This is a genomic window from Lentzea sp. NPDC006480, assembly GCF_040611995.1.
Classification (GTDB): domain Bacteria; phylum Actinomycetota; class Actinomycetes; order Mycobacteriales; family Pseudonocardiaceae; genus Lentzea.
In genome coordinates, this window is the sequence record NZ_JBEXPJ010000009.1 from 40,932 (window position 1) to 53,656 (window position 12,725).

8 protein-coding genes are annotated in these 12,725 nt (G+C 68.0%); 4 read left to right on the plus strand and 4 right to left on the minus strand.

The genetic code is table 11. The annotated features are described in order from the left end of the window. The first annotated feature begins 80 nt into the window (after window positions 1-80). The 4 genes from ABZX92_RS06015 to secA2 all read left to right on the plus strand — a co-directional run bounded on the left by ABZX92_RS06015 (window position 81) and on the right by secA2 (window position 7,743). Window positions 81-3,179 (plus strand): carboxyl transferase domain-containing protein, encoded by a 3,099-nt coding sequence (locus ABZX92_RS06015; RefSeq protein ID WP_355554672.1) that lies wholly within the window; start codon window positions 81-83, stop codon window positions 3,177-3,179. A 10-nt stretch (window positions 3,180-3,189) separates the two neighbouring features. After that, the gene (locus tag ABZX92_RS06020; RefSeq protein WP_355554559.1) at window positions 3,190-4,479 is read left to right on the plus strand and encodes an MFS transporter; all 1,290 of its coding nucleotides are present in this window, start codon (window positions 3,190-3,192) and stop codon (window positions 4,477-4,479) included. 76 nt (window positions 4,480-4,555) lie between these two features. Next, window positions 4,556-5,386 (plus strand): oxidoreductase, encoded by an 831-nt coding sequence (locus ABZX92_RS06025; protein WP_355554560.1) that lies wholly within the window; start codon window positions 4,556-4,558, stop codon window positions 5,384-5,386. A gap of 71 nt (window positions 5,387-5,457) precedes the next feature. After that, window positions 5,458-7,743, plus strand: a complete 2,286-nt coding sequence (gene secA2 / locus ABZX92_RS06030) for an accessory Sec system translocase SecA2 (protein ID WP_355554562.1) — start codon at window positions 5,458-5,460, stop codon at window positions 7,741-7,743. Window positions 7,744-7,746: 3 nt separating this feature from the next. On the opposite strand, the gene ABZX92_RS06035 is transcribed toward secA2, so the two are convergent. From ABZX92_RS06035 to ABZX92_RS06050, 4 genes are read right to left on the minus strand one after another with little or no spacing between them, the layout of a single operon-like run. Further along, entirely contained in the window at window positions 7,747-8,001 is a 255-nt protein-coding gene (locus tag ABZX92_RS06035; RefSeq protein WP_355554674.1) for a hypothetical protein, read from the minus strand. Window positions 8,002-8,044: 43 nt separating this feature from the next. Then, entirely contained in the window at window positions 8,045-9,157 is a 1,113-nt protein-coding gene (locus tag ABZX92_RS06040) for an aromatic ring-hydroxylating dioxygenase subunit alpha (RefSeq protein WP_355554564.1), read from the minus strand. Beyond that, a complete protein-coding gene (solA, locus tag ABZX92_RS06045) occupies window positions 9,154-10,254 on the minus strand; it encodes an N-methyl-L-tryptophan oxidase (protein ID WP_355554566.1) in 1,101 nt (366 codons plus the stop codon). Before solA ends, ABZX92_RS06040 begins: the two co-directional genes overlap by 4 nt. Then, window positions 10,251-12,614, minus strand: a complete 2,364-nt coding sequence (locus tag ABZX92_RS06050) for an FAD-dependent oxidoreductase (protein WP_355554568.1) — start codon at window positions 12,612-12,614, stop codon at window positions 10,251-10,253. The genes solA and ABZX92_RS06050 overlap by 4 nt, the downstream gene beginning before the upstream one ends. Window positions 12,615-12,725: the final 111 nt, after the last annotated feature.

Consider the following 12,725-nt stretch of genomic DNA (forward strand, 5'->3'; position numbering starts at 1 on the left):
CAAATGCGGTGAAGCGTTCCGTTGACGCCTCAACCCCCCGATCGGTTCCGTATGGACTTCCGTTGACTTCAGATGGCAACATGCGACCGCCGTCACATACTAAGCGGTCGCTCAGGAGGATTGCCGTGCTGCTCGTCGCCAACCGGGGTGAGGTCGCTGTCCGCGTGCTGCGTGCGGCCGCTGACCTGGGCATTCGCACCGTGGCGGTGTACGCGGAGGACGACGCTTCCTCGCTCCACGTCACGCTCGCGGACCGCGCCGTCGCACTGCGTGGAGACTCTCCTTATCTCGACGTGGATCAACTTCTGGACGCCGCTTCCGGGTGCGTCGCGGTGCATCCGGGGTGGGGCTTCCTGTCCGAGAACGCGGCTTTCGCGCGGGCGTGTGCGGAGCGCGGCCTGGCGTTCGTCGGACCGTCCGCCGACGTTCTGGAACTGCTCGGTGACAAGCGGCGGGCTCGTTCGCTGGCCGCGTCGCTGGGGATTCCCGTGCTGGACGCCGCGCCGGGCGAGTTCCCCGTGATGGTCAAGGCCGTGCTCGGTGGTGGCGGCAAGGGCATGCGGGCTGTTTTTGCGCCCGAAGACCTCGACAGCGCCGTCGAGGCGTGCCGGGCGGAGGCGCTGGCGGCGTTCGGGGTCGGGGACGTCTACTTCGAACGCCTGATGCCCTCGGCCCGGCACATCGAGGTGCAGCTGGTGGGCACGTCGGTGATCGGCGACCGCGACTGCTCGCTGCAGCTGCGGCACCAGAAGGTCGTCGAGATCGCTCCGGCTCCCCTGCTGGATCCCTTGATGCGCAAGGCACTTCACGAGGCTGCTTCGGCCGTTGCCGTCGCCGTCGGCTACACCGGCGTGGGCACGGTCGAGTTCCTGGTGTCCGGCGACTCGTTCGCGTTCCTGGAGGTCAACCCGCGGCTGCAGGTCGAGCACACCGTCACCGAGATGGTGTCCGGTGTGGACCTCGTGCGCACCCAGTTGTTGCTGGCGTGGGGCGGCGACGTCGACTACACGCCTCTTGACCGCGGCTCGGCCGTGCAGGTCCGTGTGAACCAGACCTCGGGCGGGGTCCTGTCCTCGTTCGGTTTGCCTTCCGGGCCTGGCGTGCGCGTCGACACGCACGGCTACGTCGGCTACCGGGTCGGGACTCACTACGACGGCCTGCTCGCGAAGCTCGTCGTGCACGGCGAGGACCTCGACGTGGCCCTGAACCGCGCTCGTCGGGCGTTGCGCGAGTTCCGCATCGACGGCGTCTCCACCAACCTGGACTTCTTGAAGTCCTTGCTGTCTCAGGACATCGTGGGCGTCACGACCGATTTCGTGGTCGAGGAACCTGTGGACGGCATGCGCGCGCCTCTCGCGGGCACGGTCGTGGCGGTGTCCGCCGACTCGGTCGTGCTGGAAGCGATGAAGATGCAGCACGTGGTCCGCGTGTCCGGCGACGTGCTGGTGTCGGTCGGCGACACGGTCTCCGAGGGCCAACTGCTCGCGTCCGGCTCCGGTGAGTCCACGGAGGATTCTCTTGAGGTCGACCTGGAGGAGATCCGCCCGGATCTGGCCGAAGTGCTCGCGCGGCACGACTTCTCCCGCCCTGAGGCCGCGGCTCGCCGGCACGCCGCAGGAGGTCGGACCGCCCGCGAGAACATCGCCGACCTCTGCTCCGACTTCGTCGAGTACGGCGGCCTGGCCATCGCCGCCCAACGCGCGCGCCGTTCGCTGGACGAGCTGATCGACCGCACGCCCGCCGACGGCATGGTGGCGGGCATCGGCGTCGTCAACGGCCAACGGATCGTGGCGATGTCCTATGACTACGCCGTCCTCGCCGGCACTCAAGGCCTCCGCAACCACCAGAAGAAAGACCGGCTGTTCGCCCTGGCCCAGCAGGAGAACCTGCCCGTGGTCCTCTTCGCCGAGGGCGGCGGCGGACGTCCCGGCGACACCGACCACAGCATGGTCAGCGGCCTGGACTGCGGCTCGTTCCACGCGTTCGCGTCGTTGAGCGGCCAGGTCCCGCTGATCGGCGTGGTGGCCGGCCGTTGCTTCGCGGGCAACGCCGTCCTGCTCGGCACCTGCGACGTGATCATCGCCGTCGAAGGCGCCAACATCGGCATGGGCGGCCCGGCGATGATCGAGGGCGGTGGCCTCGGCGTGTTCCGCCCCGAGGACATCGGCCCGCTCGACGTCCAGATCCCCAACGGCGTGGTCGACATCGCGGTCTCAACCGAAGAAGAAGCCGTGGCCGTCGCCCGGAAGTACCTCTCCTACTTCCAGCCCACCGCACCCGCCGGCCACGCGCCCGCAGGCGTCCCCCGCGCGAGTGCGCAGCCTTCGTCCGCGCCCTCGGGGGGACCCCTAGATTCAATTATCCCAGACAGCACCGACAATTCCGGGCGGTCCGGCTCAGGCCAGACCTGGTCGTGCGCGGACCAGCGTCTCCTCCGCCACGCCATTCCCGAGAACCGCCTCCGCGCCTACGACATCCGCAAGGTCATCGACACCCTCGCCGACACCGACAGCGTCCTCGAACTGCGCAAGGGCTTCGGCAAGGCCATCGTCACCGCCCTCGTCCGCGTAGAAGGCCGCCCGATCGCCCTGATCGCCAACGACCCGAACGTCCTCGGCGGCGCCATCGACGCCGACGCAGCCGACAAGTGCGCCCGCTTCCTCCAACTCGCCGACGCCTTCGACCTCCCGGTCATCTCCCTCACCGACACCCCGGGCTTCATGGTCGGCCCCGAAGCCGAACGCACCGCCACCGTCCGCCACCTCACCCGCATGGTCGTGACCGGCGCGAACCTCACCATCCCCTTCGGACTGATCATCCTCCGCAAGGCGTACGGCCTGGGCGCCCAGGCCATGGCCGCCGGATCCCTCAAGGTCCCCCAGTTCGCGATCTCCTGGCCCACCGGCGAGTTCGGCCCGATGGGCCTCGAAGGCGCCGTGAAACTCGGCTTCAAACGCGAGCTCGACGCCATCGAGGACCCGCAAGAACGCCAGGAACGCTACGACCAGATGGTCAAAGCAGCTTACGAACACGGCAAAGCGCTCAACGTCGCCAGTGTCTTCGAGATCGACGACGTGATCGACCCGGCCGACACCCGCCGCTGGATCGCCACCGCGCTGGCCCCGACAACTTCCCAGCGACAACAGGGGAAGAAACGCCCGTTCATCGACACGTGGTGAAGGAGAAACCGTGGTCAGTGTTGCCCCGGAGAAGAAGACCCTGCGCAGACTCATGGCGGCCGGACTCGTCGGCAGCAGTATTGAGTGGTACGACTTTTTCATCTACGCAACCGCCGCGGCCTTGGTTTTCCCCAAGCTGTTCTTCCCTGAAGCGACCCCGATCGTCGGCCTGCTGCTGAGCTTCAGCACGTTCTGGGCGGGCTTCATCGCCCGCCCCGTCGGCGGTCTGGTCTTCGGCCACGTCGGCGACAAGTTCGGCCGCAAGCCGGCCCTCGTCATCTGCCTCGCCCTGATGGCCGCCGCGACGTTCCTCATCGGCCTGCTCCCGACTTCGAGCAGCATCGGCGTCGGCGCGCCGATCCTCCTGGTCGTACTCCGCTTCCTCCAAGGCATCGCGGTCGGCGGCCAGTGGGGCGGCGTGGTCCTGCTGCTCACCGAATCGGCGCACCCCGGCAAGCGCGGCTTCGCGGGCACGTTCGGCCAGGCCGGCGTCCCGATCGGCGTGTTCCTGGGCAACGTGGCGTTCATCCTCGCCACCACCACACTGTCCAAAGAGGACTTCGCATCATGGGGCTGGCGCATCCCGTTCCTGGCGTCAGCGCTCCTCTTCCCGGTCGTCCTCTTCATCCAGCTGAAGGTCGAGGACAGCCCGGTCTTCCGCGAGCTCAAGGAAAGCCGCAAGCCGACCGCCCAAACCCCGCTCACCGAAGCCCTGCGCACCCACCGCAAGCCGATCCTGCTCGGCGCGGGCCTGATGTTCGCCTCCAACGCGATCTTCTACGTCTCGATCGCGGGCGTCCTCTCCTACGCCACCACCACGCTCGGCCTCAGCCGCGAGTCGGTGCTGATCGTCAGCCTGCTCTCGTCGGTCGTGAGCATCCCGGTGATCCTCTGGGCAGGCCACGCCTCCGACCGGATGGGCCGCCGCCCGCTGATCATCGCGGGGGCCATCGGCCTGGTCCTGTGGGCGTTCCCGTACTTCCTGCTCGTCGACACGGGTTCGCTCGTCTTGCTGTTCGTCGCCGCGACGGTCGGAGGCATCGCGTCCTCGCTCGTCTACGGCCCGATCGCCGCGTACCTGGGCGAACTGTTCGAGCCGCACGTCCGCTACTCGGGCGCCTCACTCGCCTACCAATTGGCGTCGATCCTGGTCAGCGGCGGCACGCCGTTCATCATGACCGCGCTGCTCGGGGCGACGGGCAGCTCGATGTCGGTCTCGGCGTTCCTGTGCCTGATGGGCCTGGCCACGCTGTTCTCGGCGCTCAAGCTCCCGGAGACGCATCGAGCGGACGCCAGTTAGTCGTTTGACCACGTTTCTCGCGCGGACGAGTCTGGCAACCCTTCCACCGGAAGACTCGACGTGAGGGGATGACACCTTGTCCGACAAGGTTTGGCTGATCACCGGCGCCAACAGCGGCTTCGGCCGCGCGATCGCGGAAGCGGCGATCGGAGCGGGCGACCGCGTCATCGCCGCCGCACGACGCACGGAGACGCTGGACGACCTGGTGAGGACCTACCCTCGCCAGGTCGTCCCCGTCGCGCTCGACGTCACCGACCACGAGGCCATCCGCACCACGGTCGCCAACGTCATCGCCGAAGAAGGCCGCATCGACGTCCTCGTCAACAACGCGGGCCGCTCCCACGTCGGCGCGGTCGAGGAAACCACCGACGAAGAGCTCCGCAGCCTCTTCGAGGTCCACGTGTTCGGCCCGGCGGCACTGACGCGAGCCGTCCTGCCCCACATGCGCGCCGCCCGCCAAGGTGCCATCGTCCAGATCAGCAGCATGGGCGGTCAGCTGAGCTTCGCCGGCTTCGGCGCGTACAGCGCCACCAAATGCGCTCTGGAAGGCCTGAGCGAAGCCCTCGCCGACGAGGCCAAGGAGTTCGGCATCAAGGTCCTCATCGTCGAACCCGGCGCGTTCCGGACCAGCCTCTTCGGCAACTACAGCGGATCCCAGCAAACCGAGATCTACGAGAACAGCGTCGGCAAGACCCGGCAGATGATCAGCGCGGGCGACGGCAAGCAGCCCGGCGACCCGGAGAAGGCGGCAAAAGCCATCCTGACCGCCCTGAACGCCGCCGAAACCCCGCTCCGGCTCCCCCTCGGCTCGGACGCCGTCGACGCCATCACCGCCCACCTCGACGAGGTCAAAGCCGAGATCGAGCTGTGGGAGAAGGTCGCCCGCGAGACCGAACTGGACGGATGAACCGGACAAATCGATCCTTCACTGTCAAGACCTCTGCGGAACCCTGAGCCGATGCCGTACGTTGCTGCGTCGTGACCACTCTCATGGCGCGCTTCAAGCAGCGGATGCGCCGGTTCGCGCAGAAACCGGCGTCGGTTGACCTCGCCCCGTTCTCGGCACTGCTGGGAGACGTGGAGAAACACGCTGAGACGTTCAAAGCGTTCAGCGACGAGGAGCTGACGGCTCACGCCGCGAAGCTGCGCGAAGACCACGACGACACCGAGCTGGTGGCCCTCACCCGAGAGGCCGCCGAGCGCGCGATCGGGCAGCGTCCGTTCGACGTGCAGGTGCTCGGTGCGCTGGGCATGCTCAGCGGGCTCGTCGTCGAGATGGCCACCGGCGAGGGCAAGACCCTCGCCGGCGCCATGGCCGCGGCCGGGTTCGCCATCAAGGGCAAGCGCGTCCACGTGGTCAGCGTCAACGACTACCTGGCCCAGCGCGACGCGGAGTGGATGGGGCCGCTGTACCGGCTGCTCGGCGTCACGGTCGGCTGGATCAACGGCAGCTCGAAGGCCGAGGAGCGCCGCGAGGCCTACCAGTGCGAGGTCACGTACGCGCCGGTCAGCGAGATCGGCTTCGACATCCTGCGCGACCGGATCGTCACCAAGCCCGAGGACCTGATCGTCCCCGAGCCGGAGGTCGCGCTGATCGACGAGGCCGACTCGGTGCTCGTCGACGAGGCCCGCGTGCCGCTCGTGCTCGCCGGCTCGACCAGCGCCGAGGCCGCCGACCCCGTCATCGCGGACCTGGTGAAGCGCCTGCGGCAGAACCTGCACTACGAGATCGACGACGAGGAGCGCAACGTCTTCCTCACCGGCGCGGGCTCCGAGGCCGTCGAGCGCGCGCTCGGTGAGATCGACCTGTACTCGCAGGAGCACGTCACCTCCACGCTGTCGAAGGTGAACGTCGCCCTGCACGCGCAGGTGCTGCTGCACCGCGACGTCGACTACATCGTGCGCGACGGCAAGGTGCACCTGATCAACGACACGCGTGGCCGGGTCGCGAAGCTGCAGCGCTGGCCGGACGGTCTGCAGGCCGCGGTCGAGGCCAAGGAGAACGTCCAGACGACCGAGTCGGGCGAGATCCTGGACTCGATGACGGTGCAGGCGCTGCTGTCGCGGTACCCGACCCGCTGCGGCATGACCGGTACCGCGGTCGCCGTCGCGGAGACCCTGCGCGAGTTCTACGAGCTCGAAGTGCTCGTGATCCCGCCGAACAAGGAGAACATCCGCGAGGACGAGCACTTCCGCCTCTACGCGACGCTGGAGCAGAAGGAAGACGCGATCGTCGAGGAGATCAAGACGGTCCACGAGACCGGGCGGCCGATCCTCGTCGGCACGCTCGACGTCGCGGAGTCCGAGCGGATCTCGTCCAAGCTGCGCGACGCCGGCATCGAGTGCGTGGTGCTGAACGCGAAGAACGACGCCGAGGAAGCCTCGATCATCGCCGACGCCGGCTCGTTCGGACGCGTCACGGTCTCCACGCAGATGGCCGGTCGCGGTACGGACATCCGCCTGGGCGGCCACGAGGGCGAGGACCACGACCGGATCGCCGAGCTCGGTGGCCTGTACGTGATCGGCACCGGCCGCCACTCGTCCTCACGCCTGGACGACCAGCTGCGCGGCCGCGCCGGCCGTCAGGGCGACCCCGGTGGCTCGGTGTTCTTCTCTTCCATGCACGACGAGCTCGTCACCCAGTACGCGCCGGACGCCGAGGATCCGTCCGAAGTGGACGGCGACGGCCGGGTGCACGACAAGGGCCTGCTGCACACCTTCGAGCACGCCCAGCGCGTCGCCGAGGGCGTGAACCTGGAGATCCACCGCAACACGTGGCGCTACAACAAGCTGATCGAGCACCAGCGCGACCTGCTGCTCAAGCACCGCGACGTGGTGCTGCGCACGGACGCCGCGCTGGAGAAGCTCGGCGAGAAGGAGGGCGTGTCCAACGAGGTGGCCGGCGACGCCGCCCGCAAGATCACGCTCTTCTACCTCGACGACCTGTGGACGCACCACCTGACGTTCCTGTCGGACCTGCGCGAGGGCATCCACCTGCGCGCGCTGGCCAGGCAGAACCCGCTGGACGAGTTCCACCGCGAGGCCATCCCGGCGTTCAACAAGATCGTGCCGGAGTCGTGGGAGCAGGCCCAGGACAAGTACGACGCCGCGAAGATCACCGACGACGGCTACGACCTGTCCGACTCCGGGGTGAAGCGCCCGAGCTCGACCTGGACGTACCTGGTCCACGACAACCCGTTCGGCTCCGGGCTGGAAGAGACGATGAAGGGCCTGGTCAAGATGGTGCGCGGCCAGCGCCGCTGACCGTCACAACTTTCCCGGGACGACGAGATCGTCCGCTGGTCTGGCGGGCCGGGGCAAAGCCTCGGCCCGTCTGCTCGTGGTCATCTCCTCGGTTAGCGCTCTGATCTCCGCGAGGATGTCCAGGTGTTCCTGCGACGGCGGCGGGCCAACGAGGTTGGACCGGTTGTGCGCCGTCCGTTCCGCCCGCTCGGCCAGTTGCCGGATGCGGCGGAGGAGATCGTGCTCCCCGTCCGGGAGCAAGAAGTCCGTCTGCTCCATCACCCGTGCAAGCTTTCGCGTGCACGGGTGACCCGTCGATCCCCTAGTCGGCTGATTCCAGTTTCTGGACCAGCCACTCGTGGAAACCGCCGATGTGGTGCTCCGAGGGCACCAGCACCCCGCCGCGCGCGTATGCACGCGAGGCCATCGCGGGCTGGCAACGCTCGCATGCTTCGAAGTCCTGTTCGTTCACCCGGTGGAACAGCTCGACCGAGCGACTGACGTCACGCCCGGTGTCGACCACTTCCTTTGCGTACAACCAATCGCACTCGACGATCGTCCGGTCGACCGCCACCGGGAACATGCGGTGCAGGATCACGTGGTCCGGCACGAGGTTGATGAAAACCTGCGGCTTGATGGTGATCGCGTAGTACTTCCGGTCGCGTTCTTCCTCCAGGGCGGCAAGTTTTTCGAAGCCCTCCCCGCCGTCGACGGTGAAGCCCTTGATCTCGTCACCGAACTCCGCGCCGTGCCCGACGTAGTACTGCGCCGCGTAGCCGTCGGCGAACTCGGGCAGCACCTCCGTCAGCTCGGGGTGGATCGTCGCGCAGTGGTAGCACTCCATGAAGTTCTCGATGATCAGCTTCCAGTTGGCCTTGACGTCGTAGACGATTCGTTTGCCCACGGACAACTGGTCGATCTCGTAGCCGTCGATCCCGTCGAGGCTGCCGAGGCGTTCCGTCACGGCGCTCAGCACGTCGTCCTCGAAGCTGGGCGGGTCGTCCGCGAGGTTCACCCACGCGTAGCCGAGCCATTCCCTGAGATGCACTTTTGTCAGCCCGTACTCGACCCGGTCCACGTCCGGCATCGAGGTGAGGTTCGGCGCGGCGATCAGCTTGCCGTCCAACGCGTACGTCCACGCGTGGTACGGGCACTGGAACGCCCGCTTGACGCTGCCCGCCTCGTCAACGCAGATCCGCGCGCCACGATGCCGGCAGACGTTCAGGAACGCGTTGAGCGCGCCGTGGCGGTCCCGCGCGATCAGCACGCTCTCCCGCCCGACCTGCACGGTGCGGAAGTCGCCGGGGTTCGCCAGGTCGCCGGACTTGACCGCGCAGAACCACATCTTCTCGAAGATCTTCGCCTGCTCGTCGGCGAAGATCTGCGGGTCCGTGTAGTAGCGGCCCTCAAGGGTGGAGATCAGGCTGCCGGTCATTCTCTGCCTCTCAGGCGAGCAGGGTCGAAGAGTGCGATCGGGTGCCGCGTGGCCCCGTCGGTGACGAGGTCGGCCAGGATCTCGCCGACGACGGGCACGAACTTGAAGCCGTGCCCGGAAAAGCCGCACGCCACTGTCACGGTGTCGTGGCCGGGGTGTTTCGCTACGACGAAGTGCCCGTCCGCGGTGTTGGTGAACATGCAGGTGGCGGCTCGCTGGAGGGTGCCGGGGATGCCCGGCATTCTGGGTTGCACGTAGTCCGTGATGTGCCGGACCTCGTGGTCGTGGACCGTGCGGTCGATCGTGTCGGGCGTGCAGGTCTCGCCCTCGCCGAAGATCGCGATCTTCACCGCGCCGTCGAGCTCCGGGAAGCCGTAGAAGGTGCCTTCGCGTTCCCAGATGTAGACCGGGTGGCCGCGGAAGTCCTCCGTCGGGGTGAAGAAGAACTGGACCTGTCGTTCGACCTCGAACGGGATCTCCAAGTCCCTCAACAACTCCGGTGCCCACGGACCTGGGCACACGACGATGTGCTCGGCCTCGTAGATCGCTCGCGCGGTGGTCACCTTGCCGTCTTCCCAGTGCGTGACCTGTTCTTCGAAGTGCAGCTCGGCACCGGCCTTCGCAGCCAGCTCCAGATGCGCCCGCACCGACCTCTCCGGCACGACGAGGCCGGCTCCGGCTTCGTAGAGCGCGATCTCGTCGTCGGCCGGGTGCATCGTGGGGAACCTGGCGCGGATCTGGTGCGCGTCGAGCAGTTCGTGCTTCAGCCCGTACTGCTCGGCGCTCGCCCTGCTCCCGCTGATCGTGCGGCTGTCCGGCGCACCGACGAGAATCCCGCCGACCCGATGGAAGATCTGTTCACCGCTGTCGCGCTCGATCTGGTCCCACATCTCGTGCGCCCGCAGCAGCAACGGCACGTACGCGGGGTCCTCGAAGTAGGCCTGCCGCGTGATCCGCGACCCACCGTGACTCGACCCGTGCGCGTGCACCGCCGTGAACTTCTCCAGCCCCAGCACGCGTTTCCCGCGCTGGGCGAGCCGGTACGCGGCCGCACTGCCCATGCCGCCGAGCCCGATGACGATGACGTCGTACGTCACCCCCGGAGCCGCTTCATCTCGGGGTCGAACAACGGCTCCTGCGCCGGCCGCGCCTTCACGCGCTCGCCGAAGTACTCGATCTCCACCTCGTCGACGCCGGCCGGCAGCCACGCATACGCGATGTTGAGCCCGGTCGTGTAGCCGTAAGCCGCGCTCGTGACGTACCCGACCGGCTTCCCCTGGTGGAAAACGGGTTCGCTGCCCAGGACGACGCTGTGCGGGTCGTCGATGACCAGGCAGGTGAGCAACTTGTCGCTGGAGCGCTCGCCGAGGGCCTCCTTGCCGAGGAAGTCCTTGTCCTTGCGCACCGCGAACCCGAGCCCGGCCTCGAACGGGTCGTGCTCGTCGGTCATGTCCGTGCCCCAGGACCGGTAACCCTTCTCCAGCCGCAGGCTGTTGAACGCCCCGCGCCCGGCCGCGATCACCCCGAGCTCCTGCCCGGCCTCCCACAACGTGTCCCAGAGCTTCGGCCCGAGATCCGCCGTGGTGTACAGCTCCCAGCCGAGTTCGCCCACATAGGACAGTCGCAGCGCGGTCACCGGAACGTTCTTGATGAACGCCTTCTGCGCGGCGAAGTAACCCTTGGCCGTGTCCAAGGAGTTCGGGATCTTCTCCACGAGATCACGCGCAAGAGGCCCCCACAGCCCGATGCAGCACGTTCCGGCCGTGATGTCGCGGATGAAGACGTTGTCCGGTGCGTGTTTCGTGAGCCACGCGAGGTCGAGGTTGCCGTTCGCGCCGACCTGGAAGGTCTGAGCGTCGAGCCGCGCGATCGTCAGGTCGCTGCGCACACCGCCGGTCTCGTCCAGCAGCAGCGTGTAGACCACCGCGCCGGGCTTGCGGTTGAGGTTGTTGGTCGTCATGCGCTGCAGGAACTCCAGCGCCCCCGGTCCGCTGACCTCCAGCCGCTTCAACGGCGTCATGTCGAACATCGCCACGCGCTTGCGCGTCACCAACGCCTCGGCCCCGCAGATCGGCGACCAGTACCGGCTCGCCCACTCGCCCCGCCCCGGCACCTCCGCGACCTCGGGCAGTGAAGCGTTGGCCTCGTACCAGTGCGGCCGCTCCCACCCGGACGCCTCCAGGAAGAACGCGCCGAGCTCCTGCTGCCGCGCGTAGAACGGGCTGGTGCGCAGCGGCCGCGGGCTTTCCATGGGCTGCAACGGGTGCAGCACGTCGTACACCTCGACGAAGTTCTGGCAGCTGCGTTCCAGCACGTAGTCCGGCGCCAGCTGCACCTGCTCGAACCGGTTGAGGTCACTGGAGTGCAGGTCCAGCTGGGGCTGCCCGTCCACGATCCACTCGGCCATCGCCTTGGCCACCCCGGCGGAGTGCGTGATCCACACCGCCTCCGCGACCCAGAACCCCTGCACGCCAGGGTGTTCGCCGAGCAACGGCATCCCGTCGCTGGTGAACGAGAACAGCCCGTTGAACCCGCGGTCCAGCCCAGCCTCGGCCAGCGCTGGGATCAGCTCGACGGCCGCCTCCCACGACGGCTCGAAGTCCTCCTTGGTGAACGGCTCCTCCGAACCCGTGATGTCGTGCGCCCTGATCGGCATGGGCCGATGCCCGTACGCCCCGATGCCCAGCGCGGAACCGTGCGACCGGAAGTAAAGGTCAGCGTCCTGGTGCCGGAGAATGGGCTGCCGCGCAAGCGCTTCCGCATTGACGTTCAGGTCACCCGTGAACGCGTACTGGTGCGCCATCGGCACGAGCGGAATGGTCAGCCCGACCATCTCCCCCAGCACCGGCCCCCACATCCCGGCGCACGACACGACGATGTCGGCGGGATAGGTGTCCGTCTCGGTGCGCACCCCGACGACCCGATCACCGGAAGTCTCGACCGCGACGACCTTCTGCCCGAACTCGAACCGCGCGCCCCGGTCGATGGCCCGCCGCGCCTGGATCTCCGCCGCCAGCACGGGCTTCGCGAGCCCGTCGCTCGGAATCAGGAACCCGCCGAGGACACGTTCCCGGTCCACCAGCGGATGCAGCGACGCCACCTCGTCCGCGTCGATCAGCCGGCTCTCGACACCCCACGACGTCGCCCACCCGTGCCGCCGCGCGAGGTCGGCGAGCCGCGTCTCGGTCGTGGCGATCTCCAGCCCGCCGATCTGGTCGAAGCACCCGAGCCCGGTGTACTTCTCGACCGTGTAGCGCGCGAAGGCGGTCATGCTCCGGCAGGAGTTCGTCTGGAACACGAGCCCCGGCGCGTGGCTGCTAGAACCTCCGGCGGCGAGGCCCTGCGCCTGGTCCAGGACCGTGACGTCGGTGAATCCTCGTTCGGTGAGCTCGTCGGCGAGCGCGCAGCCGACGATCCCCGCCCCCACGAGCACCACGCGAGGCACCTCTCCAGGCATCTGGACACCCCTTCGCCGCCGTTGCGCGGAACGGAACTTGTTCCGCTATCTGCAACAAGGTGCGTCCAGCGCGTCCTGGTGTCAATACCGCGTTCGGGCATCGCGGGATTG

Excerpts from the sequence above, each read along its gene's own strand:
- ABZX92_RS06040 (WP_355554564.1), bottom strand. The coding sequence starts at position 9,157 with ATGACCGGCAGCCTGATCTCCACCCTTGAGGGCCGCTACTACACGGAC.
- ABZX92_RS06035 (WP_355554674.1), bottom strand. The coding sequence starts at position 8,001 with ATGGAGCAGACGGACTTCTTGCTCCCGGACGGGGAGCACGATCTCCTC.
- ABZX92_RS06015 (WP_355554672.1), top strand. The coding sequence starts at position 81 with ATGCGACCGCCGTCACATACTAAGCGGTCGCTCAGGAGGATTGCCGTG.
- ABZX92_RS06050 (WP_355554568.1), bottom strand. The coding sequence starts at position 12,614 with ATGCCTGGAGAGGTGCCTCGCGTGGTGCTCGTGGGGGCGGGGATCGTC.